Here is a 17817-nt window from a genome sequence, read left to right on the forward strand (position 1 = left end):
GTGGTTCAGGGGGCGGGCGGCGGGTCGACCAGCCGCCCGTCCTCCACCAGCATCCCGGCCCGTTTGACGTTGCGCAGGGTCGGGATCACCTCCACCTGATGGATGCCGGGCACCGCGCCGATCCGCTCGGTCAGGTACGTGTACAGGGCGTCGGCGTCCCTGCACACCACCACCGCGAGGATGTTCGCCGACCCGGTGACGACGGCCGCGAACGGCACCTCCGGGTGGCTCCCGATCGCGGCGCCCGCCTCGGCCATCCGGGCCGGGGAAGCGGTCAGCATCAGGGTCGTCTCCGCCTCGTACCCCAGCGTCTGGGGCACGATCTCCACGTCGAGGTACATCGCCCCCGCCTCCCGCAGCCGCTCCAGCCGGCGCCGGGCGGTGGACTCAGAGAGCCCCGTCGCGCGGGCCAGCTCCGGGTATCCGGCGCGGCCGTCCCGGCCGAGTACGGCCAGGATCGCGAGCTCCGTGTCGTCCAGGGTGTACCGCTCGCTCTGGTCACCGGACGGCCGCGGCGGCTCCAGGGCGGCCACCTGGTCGGGGCGCAGTACGTCCAGGCCGAGCCACCGGTCCGGGCCGCCGGTGAACTTTCGCAGGATGGTGTGGGCCGAGACCCCGGTCACCCGGCGGGTGCGCGGCAGCTTGTCGAGGAGCAGGGTGTCGCGGTCGGAGCGGTTGCGGGCCTTGGTCAGGCAGTGGATGTCCGTGCCGCCGGAGCCCAGCTTCACCCAGCCGATGTCCGGACGGCGGGCCAGCGCGTCCGCGACCGACCCCGCGGCGTCGGGGGCGCACTGCACGCGCAGCCAGGACTCGAAGAAGCCGACCCGGTTGCCCAGGGGCAGTCCGAGCACCCGGACCAGGCCTTCGCCGTGCAGCCGGCGGTAGCGGCGTACGACGGTCTGGTCGGAGACCCCCAGGACCTCGGCGAGACGGCTGAACGCGGCCCGGCCGTCGATCATGAGGGCCTGGATCAACGCCCGGTCGAGGGAGTCCATCACGGGCGTCTGCATGGTTTCCATCATGGCAGGGCGCCCGGTAGATGAAATCCGCCGGATTCCGGGTCCTGGGTGGGGGATGCGGGGACCGGGCTGCCACCTTGAGATCCACGACCCCCTGCCTGTGGAAGCCGAGGAGAACCCCCATGCGTAAATGGCTGCCGCTGACGGCGGTGTGTCTCGGGGCCTTCATGCTCCTCGTCGACGTCACGATCGTGACCGTCGCCCTGCCCGACATGGCAGCCGACATGCACACCGGGTTCTCCGGCCTCCAGTGGGTGATGGACGTCTACGCCCTCGCCCTGGCCGCCCTGCTGCTCGGCGCCGGTTCGCTCGCCGACCGGATCGGCCGTCGCCGCGTCTACCTCGGCGGGCTCGGACTCTTCGCCGCCGCCTCCCTCGCCTGCGGCCTGGCCCAGGGCCCGGCGGCGCTCATCGCCTTCCGCGCCGTCCAGGGCATCGGCGGCGCCGCGATGTTCGCCACCACCATGGCCCTGCTCAGCTCCACCTACCAGGGCCGCGACCGGGGCGTCGCCTTCGGAGTCTGGGGCGCGGTCAACGGAGCGGCCGCCGCGGCCGGTCCGATCATCGGCGGGCTGCTCACCGAGCAGTTCGGCTGGCGCTGGATCTTCTTCATCAACCTCCCGGTCTGCGCCCTCGCCGTCTACGTCACCCTCAAGGCGGTGACGGAATCCCGCGACCCGCACGCCAAGGGCCTGGACCTGCCCGGCATGGCCACCTTCACCGCCGGCGCCGCGGCCGTCACCTACGCCCTCATCCGCGGCGGCGAGAACGGCTGGACCTCCCTCACCACCCTCGCCCTGTTCGCCCTGGGAGCCGCCTCCTTCGCGGCCTTCGTCCTCGTCGAACTGCGCGGCTCCCGTCCGATGCTGGACCTCTCGCTCTTCCGCAGCCCGGTCTTCGTCGCCGTGATGACCGCCTCGCTGCTGATGTCCGGCGCCGCCTTCGGCTACCTGATGTACGTCTCCCTGTGGCTGCAGACCGCCGAGGGCATGGGACCGGTCGGCGCCGGTCTGGCGCTGCTGCCGATGAGCCTGGCCGGCTTCTTCGTCGCCGCGGCCTCCGGCAAGCTCCTGCACGGGGCCTCGCCCCGGATCACCATCGGCGGCGGGCTGCTCCTCATCGCCGTCGGCGCGCTGCTCCAGGGCTGGATGCTCGACGCGGGCGACGGCTGGACGGCGCTGGTGGCGGGCCTGGCCGTCACCGGGGTGGGCGTCGGCCTGATCTCCCCGGCCCTGGCGGCCGCCGCGATGGGGGCCGTGCCCCCGGCCCGGGCGGGCATGGCCGGCGGCGCCCTGAACACCGCGCGACAGCTGGGCATGGCGCTCGGCATCGCGGTGCTCGGCGCGGTGTTCCAGTCCGGGCTGGCCGACGGCCTCGCCGGCTCCGGGCAGCCGCACGGCACGGCCGAGGCGCTGGCCGGCGGCGGGGCGGCGCAGCTGCTGCACACCGTTCCGGGGGCCGGGGCCTGGGTGGAGGCGGCCTTCGCGAGCGGGCTGCGCGACACCTTCTGGGTCTCGGGGGCGATGGGTCTGGCCGGGGCGCTGATCCTGGTGCTGCTGGTCCGCCGGCCGGCCGCCACCGCTCCGCCCGCCGGCCCGGCCCCGCTGCCGGGCCAGGCCTCCGGGGCGGCGGACCGGGCCGCCGGACGCGCCGCCGCCTGAGCCGCCCGGACGGGCGTACGGGGCTGCGCGCGAAGCCCCGTACGCCGCCTCGCGCACGACCTGGAACGCCCCGGATCCGACGCGGATCCGGGGCGTTCGGGCGTTCGGCCCCCGAGGGGGACCGGGAGGGTGAATCTTCGAACGCGCTGTCGTGCCGAATCGTTTCGCCGGGCTCGTCCGCTCCTACGCTGCCCGCGGATGCCAACCGGACCCGGCATCCGAGGAACCCGAGGAACCCGAGAAACGGACTCCCATGCGTCTTCGCACCACCGCCGCCGCACTCGTAGGCGCCCTCGCGCTCGTCCTGCCGACCGCCGGACTGTCGCACGCCAACGACCACGACGACGACCGAGAGCACCTCGGCACGCTGCACTACCGGTACACCGACGAGGACGGCGACCACCGCAACGGTCAGCTCCACCCGGGGGACAACGACACCTGCTACCGGCTGACGCACACCACCGAGCGCCGCCCGGCCTTCGAGGTGAAGAACGAGACCGACTCCCTCGCGGTGGTCTACAGCAACCGCGACTGCGGCGGGGTGGCGGTAGCGGAGCTGGAGCCGGGCGAGCGGCTGCGCGACACCGAGGTGGCCTCCGTCTACTTCAAGCCGCTCGACGACGACGGCCGCCACGACGGTCGCCACGACTGGCGCGACGAGGAGAACGACGGACGGCACGACGGCGGCCGTGACGAGTGGCGCGACGACGAGGACCGCAGCATCGGCGGACGCGCCGCCTCCGCGCCGGCCGGCCAGGCCACGCCGGACATGCTCGACTCGATCTTCCGCAACATCGGCTGATCCCGCGCCCGGCCCTGGCCGGGCGCGCCCGAAGGACCCGGCACCCCGATGGGGGGTGCCGGGCCCTTTCGTATGCCGTGGATGGCCGGGGTGTCAGCGGCCGGCGGGCCGGGCAGCTCCGGCCGCGAGCCAGTGCACCACGTCAGCGGCCGTGTAGGGCTCGGCGTTCGGGGCGAGCCTCGGGAGGAACGACAGGTCCTTGCCGATCGTCACCAGCGGGGGCTCCACCCGGCCGTGCGGCCGGCGCTGGGCCAGTCCGATGGTGGCCAGCAGACCGTTGCACAGGCACTGGCGGCCCTTGGTGTCGGCCGCGTCGCCACCCTTGCGGACGTAGGCGGCCACCGGCTCGGCCGCGCACCGGTAGGCCAGACCGCGCGGGCCCCGTACGGGAGTGCGCAGGAACCCGAGGTCGCAGACCCGGCGCCGGGCCTCGGCCACCTCCGGCTCGGCAACCGTCCCCGGCAGGTCCGCCACCTTGAACGGGAACGAGGTCGGGGAGGCCTCGGGGTCGTTGCGGACCGAGAGGGTGCCTGCGCGGGCCTGGTCGAGCAGCTCCTCGCGCAGGTGGCGGGCCATCCCCGACTCCTCGCACAGGGCGAACGCGCTGCCGATCTGGACCCCGGCCGCGCCGTCGTCGAGCGCCCCGGCCACGGCCTCGGGACTGGCCTGGCCGCCGGCGAGCCAGAACGGCAGCCCGAGCGCCGACATCTTGGCGAGATCGGGGTTGTCGCGCGGGCCGTAGACCGGCTCGCCCTCCTCGTCGAGCCGCATCGGCCCGCGTGGCGGGGCGCTGTGCCCGCCGGCCTGGCTGGTCTCGATGACGAAGCCGTCGGGGCGGGTGATCTCGTCCCGGGCCAGATAGGTGGCCAGCACCGGCAGCGAGACGATGGCCAGCACGTGGGGGCGGCGCAGCGGCCCGGGCAGGTGCCCGGCGAGCAGGGCCGCGGGGTCGAAGAGGTGCTCCAGGGGCTCCTCCCCCTGAGGTCCTCCCTCTACATGGATCTTGCTCACGCAGCGTTCGTACCGCGCCAGCCGGGAGGCGAGGGCAGGGATGTGACCGGGGACTCCCGCGCCCACGAGCACGTAGTCGACGCCTGCCAGGATCGCGCCGAACATCGCGGGGGCCGTGGCGAGCTGGATCTTCTCCAGGTAGTTGATGCCGATGACACCTTCATGTCCCTCCTTGGCGAGCCAGACCTCGACGAAGTTGCCGAGGACGGTGAGGATCTCGGCCTGCGACCCGCCCGTCGCCCGCAGTCGCGGGGTGGTGCGCATCGCCGCGCCGTCCGCGAGGCCCTCCTCGCGGAAATAGAGGTCCAGCGCGGCCTGGGCGAGCTCCGGCAGCGGGAAGGCCGCCAGCGCCCGGCGGGCGTGGCCGCCGGGGTCGCCGGTCTGCAGTACGCGGGCCAGTACGACGTCCAGGGCGGTCCCGGAGACCACCCCCAGCTGGCCCTCGCCGGAGACGGCCCCGGCCAGCCGCCAGCCGGAGACGCCGACGCCCATGCCGCCCTGGATCAGCCAGGGATGGTGCGCGGCGGGGGCGGTCGTGGGGGGCTGCGGCATGGGTCACGTCCTCGGAATCACCCGAACCTACGGTTCCGTAGGTTCGCGATTTCCACTATGACCCGGGAGTCGCCCGCCGGATGGCGCCGAAGGTCCCGGCCCTCAGGGGCGCTGGACCCTGTCCGGCAGGGCGAATGGAACAGGGCCGCCCGGGGAGGTCTTCTCCCGGGCGGCCCCGTGATCTAGCGGTTCAGCTCTGGTTCACGCCCGGCCCCGGTGGGGGTCAGAAGGTGAGCTTCCAGCTGTCGATCTTGCCGGTGTCGAGGTTCGCGTTGTCGTTGACCCGGAGCTTCCACACTCCTTGGGCGACCTCGGACGAGGCGTTGACCGTGACGGACTTGATGATGTTGTCCGCACTGCCGCCGGAGCGGTTGTGCAGGTTGTAGAGGGTGCCGTCGGGGGCGACCAGGTCGACCTTCAGGTCACCGATGTAGGTGTGCAGGATGTTCAGGTCCACCTTGAGCGTGCTCGGGGCGTTGCCCGTGCGGTTCACGGTGATCGGCGAGTCGACGGTCGCGTTGTCGGCGATCGCGTAGTCGGTGGTGTTCTCGAAGACGTTCGGCTGTGTGGTGCCGACCGTCCAGCTGAACGCCGCCGTCCCGGTCTTGCTCGCCGAGTCGGTCACCGTGACGGTCACGTTGGACGTGCCCGCCGTGGTGGCCGTACCCGAGATCAGGCCGGTGGAGGAGTTGATCGACAGCCCGGCCGGGAGACCGGTCGCCGCGTAGCTCAGGGCACCCGCGTTGGTGCTGGTGGCCTGGATCTGCAGGCTGACGGCGCTGCCCGTGACGGTGCTCTGGCTACCGGGGTTGGTGACCGTGACACCGCTGACGACGCGCGGACCGACCGCGATGGCGGCCCAGGCGTTGGCGGCGTTGTTGTACGTGGTCGAGCCGGCGCCGTACAGGTCGGCGGCGGCCTGCAGGGTGGCGGTACGGGCGGCCGCGTAGTTGGTGTTCGACCTGAACAGACCGGTGGTCAGGGCGCGGAACCAGATCTTGGACGCGGCGTCACGGCCGATCGCGGTGACCGGGAGGCCGTCGGAGGTCGGCGAGTCGTAGCTCACGCCGTTGACGACCTTGACGCCCGAGCCCTCGGAGGCCAGGTAGTACCAGTGGTTGGCCGGACCCGAGGAGTAGTGGACGTCGATGCCGCCCAGACCCGAGTACCAGGCGTCCTTGGACGAGCCGTCCTTGCTCGGCTTGTCCATGTAGCGCAGCGGGGTGCCGTTGCCGCGGATGTCGATCTTCTCGCCGACCAGGTAGTCGCCGACGTCCTGCGGGTTGTTGGCGTAGAACTCCACCGCCGCCGCGAAGATGTCGGAGGTGGCCTCGTTCAGACCGCCCGGCTCACCGCTGTACGTCATGTTGCCGGTGACCGAGGTCAGGCCGTGCGTCATCTCGTGCGCGGCCACGTCGGTGGAGGTGAGTGGCTTGGCGTTGCCGTCACCGTCGCCGTACGTCATGCAGAAGCAGGAGTCGTCCCAGAAGGCGTTCACGTAGTTGTTGCCGTAGTGGACCCGGCTGTACGGGGAGACCCCGTCGTTGCGCAGGCCGTTGCGGCCGTGGACGTTCTTGTAGTAGTCCCACGTCACCTGCGCGCCGTAGTGGGCGTCGGCGGCGGCCGTCTCCAGGTTGGCCGGCAGGTTGTTGCCCCAGACGTCATCGGTGCCGGAGAACAGGGTGCCGGTGCCGGAGGTGGCCCGGTTCAGGTTGTTCGTCTTGTGACCGCCGCGCGAGGCGTCGTTCAGCGTGTAGTTGCTGCCCGACTGCGAGGTCCCGATCGTCACCTGGCCGCTGTACATGGTGTTGCCGGTGCCGGTCTCGATGGCCTGCCACTCGGTGATCTTGGCGCCGGTCCTGGCGTTGGTCACCACGTGCAGGGCGTTCGGGGTGCCGTCGTGCTGGAGGCCGCCGACGACGGTCTCGAACGCGAGGACCGGAACGCCCTCGGCCGCCCAGATCACCTTGCGGGCGCCCTTGGAGGCCTTGGTCTCCTTGGAGCCCTCGGCGTTGGCGGCGGAGACCGCCTGGCCCTCCGCCGCGGACGGGGTGACGGTGGCGTTGGTGTCCGCGACCTTGATGTCGTGGTGGGTGGCCTTGGTGACGCTCTTGGTGACGCCGTCCTTGGCATGGATGGTCAGGTCACCGCCGAGCACCGGTATGCCGGCGTAGGTGCGCTCGTACGTGGTGTGCGTGGTGCCGTCCGCGTCCTTGACCACGTCACGGACGACGAGCTTCTCCGAGCCGCCGAGGCCGAGGCCCTTGGCGGCCTGCACGGTGGTGGAGTTGGCCTCGGCCAGGAGCGTCGCACGCTCCGAAGCGCTGAGTGCGCGGTTGGCCGCGCCCGGGTTGGACTGGGCGACCGCCGCAGCCTGCGACGCGGTGGCGTCGGCAGTGGCGGTACCGGTCTGGATGCCTACGGCGAGTAGAGCGGCCGCGGCAACAAGCGCGCCGGCCGTGGTGGCACGCCGCTGAGGGGTGGGACTCAACGCAGACTCCTTCTGCAAGGGGGGTTCCGGATGGCTGGGTGGGCCTCCGGGCAGATCGGGCTGGTGCGAAGAACGGTCGAAGAGTGCCACTTGAGCGTCGTGATGTCAGGGCCGCGTCAACATGTTGGCCGGAAATCGTTCGTTGTCCGAAGAGACGTATCCGGTATGCGGAACATTCACTTGAGTGTGAGAGAGAAGCCCTCAATATCCCGAATGTGCGACACCGACCGCTAACGCTTGAGCAACAAGATGTCCGGTTCCGGGAAACGGCATTTACCGTACGGGCGTTTGTCGTACTGTTTCCCGGTGCGTCTGATGTCCGCTGCCTGGGGAAGCCGCGGACTCGCGCCACCGTCATAGACCACGTGCCAGGGGGGCCCATGAGGCATGTCCATATACCTGTGCAAAGAGTGGCCCGAGCGGCCCGGGCATCGGCGATGCCGACCCGGGGCCTCGGCGACAAGGCCCGTTGGTACCTGCCGGCCGCGATAGCCGCGGACCTCGTCGGTGCGGGCGTGCCCGTCGGCCTGGTCTTCGAGGCCGCTCAGCAGGCCAGGCCCGTGTACTGCGCCCTGGGCGCGGCCCTGGCCTGGACCGGCGTGCAGCTGATGCGCCGGCGCTACGCGGGCCGCGCGCTCGGCGAGTCCCGGGGAGTTCTGCCGGTCGTACACGACTGGCTGATTCTGATCGGCGTACTTGCCGTAGCCCGCGTGGTCACGGGGGAGAACACCCCCCGGCTGGCCGCGCTCGGCGCCCTCGTACCCGCTCTGCTCGTCACCGTCGCCTGCCACAAACTGACCTATCGCCACCTCTCCGCCGCCCGGCGCGAGGCCCACGCGGTGAGCCGCGTGCTCGTCATCGGCGAGCCCGACGCCGCCGAATCCGTCATAGGGCACCTCGCCGCACGCACCGACCACCCCTACGTGGTGGTCGGCGTGGTCCCGGTGGGTCCCGGCGGACTGGAGAGCGGGGTCCCCGTAGCCGCGCGGCTCGGCTCCGCCATGGCGCAGTCACCGAACGGCGACTGTGCCAGCGTGCTCGGCGCCGTCGCCGCCCACCGCGCCGACCTGGTGCTCGTCGCACCGGGGGCCCGGCTCGCGGGGGAGCGGCTGCGGCGGATCTCCTGGGCCCTGCACGACGCCGGGCTGGAACTGGCGGTCTTCCCCGGCCTGGTGGAGGTCTCCGTCAAGCGGCTGGAGACCCTGTCCGCGGGCGGCCTGGCCGTACTGCGGGTGGCTCCGCCGGTGAGCCGGGGCGTGCAGACCCTGCTCAAGTCGGTACTGGACCGGGCGGGCGCGACGCTCGGACTCGTCCTGCTGTCGCCGGCCTTCCTCGCGATGGTCGTGGCCATCCGCCTCGGCTCGAGCGGGCCGGCCTTTTACCGGCAGCGGCGCATAGGGCGCAACGGAGTCCCGTTCGTCATGTGGAAGTTCCGCACGATGGTCGTCGACGCCGACGCGCTGAAGGCCGACCTGTCCGGGGCGAACGAGAACGACGGCCTGATGTTCAAGATGCGCCGCGACCCTCGGGTGACCCGGGTGGGCCGGCTGCTGCGCCGTACGTCCATGGACGAACTGCCGCAGCTGATCAACGTGGCGGCCGGGAACATGTCCCTGGTCGGCCCGCGCCCGCCGCTGCCGGAGGAGGTGGCCCAGTACGACGAGGTCGAACTGCGCCGGCTCGCTGTGCGGCCCGGCATGACCGGGCTGTGGCAGATCAGCGGTCGCTCCGACCTGTCGTGGGACGAAACGATCCAGCTCGACCTGCAGTACGTGGACAACTGGTCCTTCACCAGTGACGTCGACGTCATGGGCCGCACGCTCCGCGCCGTGGTCGACGGTCGCGGAGCGTACTGAGGCCCCGAGGCCCCGTCTTGGGATCAGCTCTGCTCGCGGGCCTGCTCGCGGTTCTGCTCGCGCCACCAGGCGTACGTCGCGGCGATGCCGTCGCGCAGCGGGACCGCGGGCTTCCAGCCGAGCCCGTGCAGCCGGGTCACGTCCAGCAGCTTGCGGGGCGTCCCGTCGGGCTTGGAGGTGTCCCAGGCGAGCCTGCCCCGGAAGCCGGTCACCTCGGCGACGGTCTCGGCGAGGGCCTTGATGGTCAGGTCCTCGCCGCAGCCGATGTTGACCGGCTCGGCGCCGTCGTACTCGCGCAGCAGGACGGCGCAGGCCGCGGCCAGGTCGTCCACGTGCAGGAACTCCCGGCGGGGCGTCCCCGATCCCCACAGCGTGACCTCCTCGCGCCCCTCGGCCGCGGCCTCGTGGAAGCGGCGGATGAGGGCGGGCAGGACGTGCGAGGACTCCAGGTCGAAGTTGTCGCCCGGGCCGTAGAGGTTCGTGGGCATGGCGGAGATGTACGAGGCCCCGTACTGCTTGCGGTACGACTGGACCTGGACGATGCCGGCGATCTTCGCCAGGGCGTACGCCTCGTTCGTCGGCTCCAGCGGGCCGGTCAGCAGCGCGTCCTCGCTGATGGGCTGCGGGGCCAGCTTGGGGTAGATGCAGGAGGAGCCGAGGAAGAGCAGCCGGCCGACCTCGGCGGCGTGCGCGCCGGCGATGACGCTCAGCTGGATCTTGAGGTTGTCCTCGAGGAACTGCACCGGGAACGTGCTGTTGGCCATGATCCCGCCGACCTTGGCCGCGGCCAGGACGACGGCGTCGGGCCGGACGTCGCGCAGGTACGCCGCGGTCGCGGCGGCGTCGCGCAGATCGAGGTCGGCGCGGCCGCGGGTGAGCACCTCGTAGCCGTCGGCGGCGAGCCGGCGGACTACCGCGGACCCCACGAGACCGCGGTGGCCGGCGACGAAGACGCGGGCGTTCGGGGGCAGGAACGACGAACTTGTCATACCGCCGATGATGCCAGTCCGCCGTCCGCGGTCCTACGGGGGAGCCCCCCTCCGCGCACCCGGCGCCGCGCCCCCGGAGCTGCCTTCCGGGGGTGGTCCCGGACCCGGTTTCCGGACCCCGTGGCGTCGGCGTCCAGGGCGGATTTCGGGCGGCCCCTGCCACTTGGGTACATACCGACCTGCAAGGGGGCGAGGGGGCCCGATCCGGCGGGAGGCCCTCCGGATGGAACGTGTACGGTACCCATCCGGTACCCGTCTCCTGCCCCCTGGGGGCGGACCCGCGCAGTACCCCGGGGCCCGGCCCCGATCCGAGGCCCGGACCCCGCACCCGGGGCCCGGCCCCGACCCACACTCCGGGGCCCAGGCCCCGAGCCGCACTCCGGGGCCCGGCCCCGACCCGTACGACGAGGCGCGACCCCGAGCCACATCCGGGGCGGCGCCCAGAACCGCAGCCCGGACCGCGCCCCGAGGTGCGGCCCCACGACAGCACCGAAACGATCCCCAGGGGGACCCACATGGGCAAGACCGCGCTGATCACCGGCGTCACCGGGCAGGACGGCTCGTACCTCGCCGAGCTCCTGCTTTCCAAGGGCTACACGGTGCACGGGCTCGTGCGACGGTCCTCCAGCTTCAACACGGAGCGGATCGACCACATCTACCAGGACCCGCAGACGGCGAACCGTTCCTTCGTGCTGCATCACGCCGACCTCTCCGACGGCGTCGCCCTGGTGAACCTGCTCCGCGAGATACGCCCCGACGAGGTCTACAACCTCGGCGCCCAGTCGCACGTCCGCGTCTCCTTCGACGCCCCGCTCTACACCGGCGACGTGACCGGCCTCGGCGCCCTGCGCCTGTTGGAGGCGATCCGGGCCAGCGGCGTGGACACCCGTATCTACCAGGCCTCCTCCTCGGAGATGTTCGGCGCCACCCCGCCCCCGCAGAACGAGGCCACCCCGTTCCACCCGCGCAGCCCGTACGGCGCCGCGAAGGTGTTCGCGTACTGGACCACGGTGAACTACCGCGAGGCGTACGGAATGTTCGCCGTCAACGGGATCCTCTTCAACCACGAGTCCCCGCGCCGCGGCGAGACCTTCGTGACCCGCAAGATCACCCGCGCGGTCGCCCGGATCAAGGCCGGCCTCCAGGAGAAGCTCTACCTCGGCAACCTCGACGCCGTCCGCGACTGGGGCTACGCCCCGGAGTACGTGGACGCCATGTGGCGGATGCTCCAGCAGGACGAGCCCACCGACTACGTCGTGGCCACGGGCGTCGCCGCCACCGTCCGGGAGTTCGTCGAGGCCTCCTTCACCCACGCCGGTCTCGACTGGAACGAGCACGTGCGCTACGACCCCAAGTACGAGCGCCCCAGCGAGGTCGACGCCCTGATCGGCGACGCCTCCAAGGCCCATGAGCTGCTCGGCTGGAAGCCGACGGTCCTGGTGGCCGAATTGGCCAGAATCATGGTTGATTCCGATATCCGGCAGGTCGAGGACCAACTGGCGGGCGTGAGCGTCCGCATCGACCGCTGAGGCCTTATATTTCGCCTACGATTTGCCCCGTCCCGGTCATTCGCGCAGCTATCGGCGGGTGTGACCGGGGCAAATCTGCCATATGTCCGTAGTGCTCCATCCGCGTGGAACCCGTTGATTCCAACTTGGTATGCAATGGGTCAAGCGTGGTGACCAGGCCCTCGCGTGAGCCCTAGTCTGCGCCAGTACATGTGGCTGTTCGGATAGTTCCAGCCATTCAAACCGGGCAATTGCCCTGGGGGGCTCATGCGTAGATCCAGAGGGCTGACTGCTGCCCTCGCTCTGTCACTGGCCGGTGCCGGCACCGCGATAGGCCTGGTGCTGATACCCGAGGCGTCGGCCATCACGCAGCCGGTGGCCTTCACTGCCGACAACCTGCCGACGTGGCAGCCCAACGGGATCGTCTGGGCCATGGACGAGGCCAACGGCATCGTCTTCGCCGGCGGCACCTTCTCGTCCGTCCGGCCGCCCGACGGCGCGGCCGGCGCCGAGCAGGGGGCCGTGAACTTCGTCGCGCTCGACGCGGCGACCGGCGCTCCCACCTCCTGCAAGCTCTCCTTCACCGTCGGCGAGGGCAGCGCGACCGTGCGGGCGCTCACCGTCTCGAAGGACAAGAAGACCCTTTACGCGGGCGGCTACTTCGGTGCCGTCAACGGAACCCCGGTCTCCAGCGTCGCCGCCATCGACATCGCGACCTGCACTCCCAAGGCTTCTTTCAAACCGCAGTTCCCGTCCACCGTGCGCGCGCTCGCCGTCACCGACGACACCGTGTACGCGGCCGGAGACTTCAGCACCGTCGAGGGCGCGACCCGTGAGCGGTTCGCCGCGGTCGACGCCACCTCCGGTGCGCTGAAGCCCTTCGTCGCCAACGCGGACGAGCCCGGCCGCGCGGTCAGGCTCAGCAACGACGGCAAGAACATCCTGCTCGGCGGTGACTTCTTCACGGTCAACGGCTCCCAGAGCCACGCGCTCGCCGTCGTGAACGCCACCACCGGCGCCGTCGCCAAGACGTACGGCACCATCCCGTCGATGTCGGTCGTCAAGTCCATCGCGGCCGACACCACGGGCTACTACGTCAGCAACGAGGGCACCGGCGGCTTCGACGGCCGTATCGCCCTCGCCACCGACTTCAGCGAGAAGTGGCGCGACCAGTGCCTCGGCGCGACCCAGTACGTGCTGCCGTACGACGGAGTCCTCTACAGCTCCTCGCACGCGCACAACTGCACCGCCGAGGGCCAGTTCCCCGACGGCAAGCGCCACTTCCTGCTGGCGCAGCTGACCGACTGGGCCAACGGTGAGGCCCCCGCGCCCGTGAAGGGCTTCGTCCGCAGCCCCGCGAAGCTCGGCTGGCACCCCACCGCCAACGACGGCCTCGGCGAGGGCATCGGCCCGCGCGTGATGGCCGTGGCGGAGAAGAACACCACCAAGTACATGTGGGTCGGCGGTGAGTTCACCCTCATCAACGGCAAGCCCCAGCAGGCCCTGACCCGCTTCGCCTCCACCGGCGACGTCGGCGTCCCGACCACCCCGGTCTCCAGCGTCGCCAGCGTCAAGCCCGGCGCGGTCCAGGTCCGCTGGCGCGCCAGCTACGACCAGGACGACAACAAGCTGACCTACCGCATCTACCGCAACGGCTCCGCGACCCCGATCGCCACCGTCAGCGCGAACTCCCTGGAGTGGCTGCGCCAGCAGGCCTCCTGGACGGACACCACGGTCAACGCCGGCGCGTCCTACAGCTACCGGGTCACCGCGACCGACGCCGCGGGCAACACCAGCGCCCTGTCGGCCAGCACCTCGGTCGCGGTCCCGAACTCGGTGAGCGCGTACCCCAACCAGGTCCGCGAGGACGGCGCGGGCCTGTACTGGCGCTACGACGACGTCGTCAGCCCGTACGTGGCCGACTCCTCGGTCGCCGGGAACACCAGCGGCATCCAGCTCAACGCCCCGGCGCTGCGCCAGACCCCGGGCGCGGTCACCGGCGCCAGCACGGCCATGGGCTTCAACGGCACCAGCCAGCAGGTGTACAGCGACCACCGTCAGACGGTCGGCAGCAGCTACACGCTGGAGACCTGGTTCAAGACGAACACCACGCGCGGCGGCAAGCTGCTCGGTTTCGGCTCCAACCAGGACCGCAACAGCAACTACCACGACAAGCACCTCTACATGACCAACACCGGCCGGATCTTCTTCGGGGTGAACCCGTCGGGTACGGCGAAGACCCTCTCCACCGGTCTGCTCGACACGTACAACGACAACAAGTGGCACCACGTCGTCGCCACCCAGGGACCCGCCGGCATGGCGCTGTACCTGGACGGCAAGTCCAAGGGCACCCTCAACGTCACCGGTTCCGAGCCGATCGAGGGCTTCTGGCACGTCGGCGGCGACAACCTGGCCGGCTGGCCGTCCCGGCCGACCAGCAACTTCTTCGCCGGCCAGATCGACGAGACGGCCGTCTATCCGAAGGTGCTGACCGAGGCCCAGGTCAAGAACCACTTCAACCTGGCCACGGCGGCCACCGACACGGTCTCCAAGGTCAACGCGACCGAGGACACCTACATCAACCAGGGTGCTCCCAGCACCGCCTACGGCGCCTCCAGCTCGCTCGCCGTCCGCGGCACCTCGGCCTACGAGACGTACCTGCGCTTCGACATCCCGGCCGCTCCGGCCGGCCAGGTGCTGAAGTCCGCGTCGCTCCAGGTCAAGACCACGACGACGGCGAGCGCCGGCACCATCGACACCGTTTCCGTGGTCCCGGTCACCGGAACCTGGAGCGGTGCGGGCACGACCTTCAACAGCAAGCCCACCCTCGGGACCACCCCGCTCGGCTCCTTCGCGGGAGTGCCGGACGGTTCGGCGGTCCAGAGCACGCCGCTGAACACCACCGCGCTCTCCGCGGTGCTGGGCACCAGCTACAGCCTGGGCCTGACGAGCACGGGCACCGACCCGCTGTGGATCTGGTCCTCGGAGTCGACGGCCGTCGACGCCAAGCCGCAGCTGATCCTCACCTTCGGCGCGAAGTAACCGCTTGACGGAGTGCGGGGCCCGGCCGCCCAAGCGGCCGGGCCCCGCACACCCATCTCATACGTACGGGAGCCACCTCATGTACCGACGCTCCGCAGCGGCTGCCGTCCTGCTGGCCGCCGCCCTGACGCTGACGGCCTGCAGTTCGGACGGGGACGCCAAGGCCGAGGCCTCGGCCGCCTCGCCCAAGCCGCCGGCCGCCTCGTCGGCCCCCGACCCGGCCGACGCCACGAGCAGCCCGGCGCCGTCCGCGCCGGACGCGAAGCCGACGGGCCCCGTCCTGCCGGACGCGAAGCTCGTCCCGAAGACGGGCAGTTTCACCTCGCCGGAGAAGCAGTACCTGAGCGGGCGGGTCCCGGACAAGACGGACCCGGCGGCCGTCCTGCAGGGCGGCCAGGAGGCCTGCCAGCGGGTGGAGCGCACGGCGAAGCGGGACAAGGACGCGGCCGTCGGCGCCATCGTGGCCGGGGAGATCCCGGGCGCGAAGGACGCGATCACCTTCCTCTGCCCGGAGCAGAAGCCGGTCCTCGCCGCGGCGGAGAAGGGCTTCCCGGACGGCACGAAGCAGTCCCCGGCGGCGGGCACCTACCGTGCGCTGACCCAGAGCACGACGTGCACCTGGGAGGCCAAGGGCAAGAACGGAGCCGCCCTCGCCTCGGGTCCGCAGTCCCCGTTGAAGCCGGGCGACAAGATCACCGCCAGGATTCCCTCGGGTACGGCGCAGTTCGTCTCCAACGGTTGCTACGCCTGGGTGCCTTCCGCCTGACGAACCGCTCGCGCACTGGCACCAGTGAACGCCCCCGCTGCCCGAACCCCCGGGCAGCGGGGGCGTTTTCGTTCCCGGAACGGGGGCAGTCGAGGTTCAACACGGCGGGGGGTTCTCCCCGACCACGACTGCGGAGGCGAATTCGATGAAGGGCATCGGCGGTTGCATAGGACTGATCGTGGTGGGGGCCATCCTCACCTTCGCGGCCGACTGGCAGATGCAGAGCGTGAACCTGGACCTGGTCGGCGTGATCATGATGGTGGCCGGCGCCCTCGGCCTCGCGGTCTACGCGAGCGTCCTCAAGCGCCGCCGCGTCGGAGCCCTCCCGGTGGTGGACGAAACCCGCCGCGGACTCTGACCCCGCCGGGCCCCCGCGCACCTCAACCCCGGTGCAGGGCGCCCTCGTACACCGGCAGCAGCGTGTCCAGGACCGCGTCCATCGAGAAGGCGGACGCGGCGAGTTCGCGGGCGGACTTCGAGGCCGCGGCGTTCTGCTCCGGGTCCAGCAGCGACAGCACCGCCTCGGCGACGCCGCTCGGTCCGGGCTCGACGGCCCGGCCCGCGCCGGCCGCCGCGATATCCCGGGCCAGGCCGTTGGAGTGGGTCACCACCGACGGGACGCCCACCGACAGGGCCTCCAGGACCGACATGGGGAACGGCTCGTCCACCGAGGGCAGTACGTAGACGTGCGCGCGGCGCAGCTCCGTCAGGACCTCCGCGCCGGACAGGGCGCCCGGGACCGTGAAGCGGTCGGACAGGCCCAGCTCCGTGATCCGGGCCCGGACCGCCGCGAGCTCGCCCTCGTCCGGGCCCGCCAGCACGAACTGTGCGTCCGGGTGCGCCGCCAGGACGGCCGGCGCCGCGTCCACGAAGTCCACCGGGCGCTTACGGGCCTGCAGCCGGGCCGAGTACAGGATCCGGGGAGGTCCGGCCGGGGCGGGCCGCTCCTCCTGGGCCGGGGTGCCGTTGACGAGGCGCACCGAGCGGGGCAGCGGGCCGCCGACCACCGCTTCGAGGCCCTCGCTCTCGTGCGGGGTCAGGTACAGCACCGCGTCGGCGCCGCGCAGTAGTCGGCGTACCGCCACCGCGTCCAGCACCTTGGCCAGCGCCTTCCCGCTCGGGTCGACCATGCCGTGGGTCTGCAGGACGAGGGGTTTGCGGGCCCGCAGCGCCGCCAGGGCGACGGGCAGGGTGACCAGGTCCCGCGCCAGGTGGACGTGGACCACGTCGGCGCCCCGCACCAGGCGGCCCGCCGAGGCGAGCAGGGCGGGCGAGGTGATACCGCTGAAACCGAGCGGCAGCAGCCGCCGGGCCGGGTAGAGCTTCGCCGGGACGCCTTCCACGGAGGTGGGCCAGGGGTCGGGGAAACCTTCGCCCAGAGCCAGCAGGCTCGCCTCGTGGCCGCGCGACCGCAGCCCCTTGGCCAGGTTCAGCGCGACCCGGACCGGCCCGCCGAAGGCGTGCGTGGGGGAGTGCAGGGTGACGGCGTGCAGGACTCTCATGTGGGCTCCTCGACCGGGCGGCGGCGCCCGTCCTGGGTCTGCAGGGTCAGCGCGGGAAGGTCCTTGTGGACCACGGAGCCCGCACCCGCCACCGCGCACCGGCCGATCGTCACGCCGGCCAGCACGGTGGCCCGTACCGCCACCCACGCACCGTCCTCGACGGTGATCGGGGCGTTGCGGTAGCGGAAGTCGGCGGACCGGTGGTCGTGCGAGCCGGTGCACAGCAGCGCCTCCTGCGAGACGCAGGCGTGCGCGCCGATCGTCACCGGCTCCAGGTTCAGCAGCCAGGCGCCCTCGCCGATCCACGCGTGGTCGCCCACGGTCAGCTTCCAGGGCCACAGCACACGCACCTTGTGGCGGATCAGCACCCCTTCGCCGATGTTCGCCCCGAAGGCGCGCAGCAGCGCGACCCGGAGCCGGGCCGGGCACAGCCAGCTCATGAACAGCGTGTTCATCACGGCGAACCAGAGCGCCTGCGTCAGCAGCCCGCGGCCCTTGTCGTATCCGGCCAGCGTGAAGGCAGGAAGATCACGCACAGGCACCCCTCACAGTCCGGCCCCCGACGGCGCCTTCGAAGGCGCCTGACCGGGCGCCGAGCGCTCAGACTAGACTGCGCGC

General features: G+C 71.6%; 13 protein-coding genes. 7 read left to right on the forward strand and 6 right to left on the reverse strand.

Annotated features, from left to right (window positions below; all coding sequences use genetic code 11):
• Window positions 1–5: 5 nt before the first annotated feature.
• Window positions 6–1010 (reverse strand): Lrp/AsnC family transcriptional regulator, encoded by a 1005-nt coding sequence (locus tag OTB20_RS15795; RefSeq protein WP_267818056.1) that lies wholly within the window; start codon window positions 1008–1010, stop codon window positions 6–8.
• 131 nt (window positions 1011–1141) lie between these two features.
• Between OTB20_RS15795 and OTB20_RS15800 the strand changes: the two genes are divergently transcribed.
• Together OTB20_RS15800 and OTB20_RS15805 are read left to right on the forward strand one after the other, a co-directional pair.
• Complete coding sequence (locus OTB20_RS15800; RefSeq protein WP_267818058.1) at window positions 1142–2680, forward strand: MFS transporter; 1539 nt, start codon at window positions 1142–1144, stop codon at window positions 2678–2680.
• A 253-nt stretch (window positions 2681–2933) separates the two neighbouring features.
• Complete coding sequence (locus OTB20_RS15805) at window positions 2934–3482, forward strand: hypothetical protein (protein WP_267818060.1); 549 nt, start codon at window positions 2934–2936, stop codon at window positions 3480–3482.
• Between the two features lie 93 nt (window positions 3483–3575).
• On the opposite strand, the gene OTB20_RS15810 is transcribed toward OTB20_RS15805, so the two are convergent.
• Together OTB20_RS15810 and OTB20_RS15815 are read right to left on the reverse strand one after the other, a co-directional pair.
• The gene (locus tag OTB20_RS15810) at window positions 3576–5045 is read right to left on the reverse strand and encodes a nitronate monooxygenase (RefSeq protein WP_267818062.1); all 1470 of its coding nucleotides are present in this window, start codon (window positions 5043–5045) and stop codon (window positions 3576–3578) included.
• A gap of 223 nt (window positions 5046–5268) precedes the next feature.
• Window positions 5269–7536 carry a M4 family metallopeptidase gene (locus OTB20_RS15815; RefSeq protein ID WP_267818064.1) on the reverse strand — a complete coding sequence of 756 codons (2268 nt, stop codon included), beginning with the start codon at window positions 7534–7536 and terminating at the stop codon, window positions 5269–5271.
• Window positions 7537–7916: 380 nt separating this feature from the next.
• Between OTB20_RS15815 and OTB20_RS15820 the strand changes: the two genes are divergently transcribed.
• Complete coding sequence (locus OTB20_RS15820; RefSeq protein WP_420716404.1) at window positions 7917–9392, forward strand: sugar transferase; 1476 nt, start codon at window positions 7917–7919, stop codon at window positions 9390–9392.
• 23 nt (window positions 9393–9415) lie between these two features.
• On the opposite strand, the gene OTB20_RS15825 is transcribed toward OTB20_RS15820, so the two are convergent.
• Complete coding sequence (locus tag OTB20_RS15825; protein WP_267818068.1) at window positions 9416–10381, reverse strand: GDP-L-fucose synthase family protein; 966 nt, start codon at window positions 10379–10381, stop codon at window positions 9416–9418.
• Between the two features lie 515 nt (window positions 10382–10896).
• On the opposite strand from OTB20_RS15825, the gene gmd reads away from it, so the two are divergent.
• From gmd to OTB20_RS15845, 4 genes are all read left to right on the forward strand, one after another.
• Complete coding sequence (gmd, locus tag OTB20_RS15830; protein WP_267752142.1) at window positions 10897–11910, forward strand: GDP-mannose 4,6-dehydratase; 1014 nt, start codon at window positions 10897–10899, stop codon at window positions 11908–11910.
• A 246-nt stretch (window positions 11911–12156) separates the two neighbouring features.
• Complete coding sequence (locus tag OTB20_RS15835) at window positions 12157–14931, forward strand: DUF7594 domain-containing protein (protein WP_267818070.1); 2775 nt, start codon at window positions 12157–12159, stop codon at window positions 14929–14931.
• A gap of 79 nt (window positions 14932–15010) precedes the next feature.
• Window positions 15011–15697, forward strand: coding sequence for a hypothetical protein (locus tag OTB20_RS15840; protein WP_267818071.1), 687 nt, complete (start codon window positions 15011–15013; stop codon window positions 15695–15697).
• A 145-nt stretch (window positions 15698–15842) separates the two neighbouring features.
• Entirely contained in the window at window positions 15843–16055 is a 213-nt protein-coding gene (locus OTB20_RS15845) for a hypothetical protein (RefSeq protein ID WP_267752145.1), read from the forward strand.
• A gap of 22 nt (window positions 16056–16077) precedes the next feature.
• On the opposite strand, the gene OTB20_RS15850 is transcribed toward OTB20_RS15845, so the two are convergent.
• Together OTB20_RS15850 and OTB20_RS15855 are read right to left on the reverse strand one after the other, a co-directional pair.
• Window positions 16078–17199 (reverse strand): glycosyltransferase, encoded by a 1122-nt coding sequence (locus OTB20_RS15850; protein ID WP_267818072.1) that lies wholly within the window; start codon window positions 17197–17199, stop codon window positions 16078–16080.
• On the reverse strand, window positions 17196–17735 hold the full coding sequence (locus tag OTB20_RS15855) for a WcaF family extracellular polysaccharide biosynthesis acetyltransferase (protein WP_267818074.1): 540 nt from the start codon (window positions 17733–17735) through the stop codon (window positions 17196–17198). The genes OTB20_RS15850 and OTB20_RS15855 overlap by 4 nt, the downstream gene beginning before the upstream one ends.
• Window positions 17736–17817: the final 82 nt, after the last annotated feature.

This window comes from Streptomyces sp. H27-H1, assembly GCF_026627445.1.
Classification (GTDB): domain Bacteria; phylum Actinomycetota; class Actinomycetes; order Streptomycetales; family Streptomycetaceae; genus Streptomyces.

Bases quoted from the DNA above. Each gene is read 5' to 3' on its own strand.
- OTB20_RS15845 (WP_267752145.1), top strand. From the start codon at position 15,843: ATGAAGGGCATCGGCGGTTGCATAGGACTGATCGTGGTGGGGGCCATC.
- OTB20_RS15800 (WP_267818058.1), top strand. From the start codon at position 1,142: ATGCGTAAATGGCTGCCGCTGACGGCGGTGTGTCTCGGGGCCTTCATG.
- OTB20_RS15840 (WP_267818071.1), top strand. From the start codon at position 15,011: ATGTACCGACGCTCCGCAGCGGCTGCCGTCCTGCTGGCCGCCGCCCTG.
- OTB20_RS15820 (WP_420716404.1), top strand. From the start codon at position 7,917: ATGAGGCATGTCCATATACCTGTGCAAAGAGTGGCCCGAGCGGCCCGG.
- OTB20_RS15810 (WP_267818062.1), bottom strand. From the start codon at position 5,045: ATGCCGCAGCCCCCCACGACCGCCCCCGCCGCGCACCATCCCTGGCTG.
- OTB20_RS15805 (WP_267818060.1), top strand. From the start codon at position 2,934: ATGCGTCTTCGCACCACCGCCGCCGCACTCGTAGGCGCCCTCGCGCTC.
- OTB20_RS15850 (WP_267818072.1), bottom strand. From the start codon at position 17,199: ATGAGAGTCCTGCACGCCGTCACCCTGCACTCCCCCACGCACGCCTTC.
- OTB20_RS15835 (WP_267818070.1), top strand. From the start codon at position 12,157: ATGCGTAGATCCAGAGGGCTGACTGCTGCCCTCGCTCTGTCACTGGCC.
- OTB20_RS15795 (WP_267818056.1), bottom strand. From the start codon at position 1,010: ATGCAGACGCCCGTGATGGACTCCCTCGACCGGGCGTTGATCCAGGCC.
- OTB20_RS15825 (WP_267818068.1), bottom strand. From the start codon at position 10,381: ATGACAAGTTCGTCGTTCCTGCCCCCGAACGCCCGCGTCTTCGTCGCC.
- gmd (WP_267752142.1), top strand. From the start codon at position 10,897: ATGGGCAAGACCGCGCTGATCACCGGCGTCACCGGGCAGGACGGCTCG.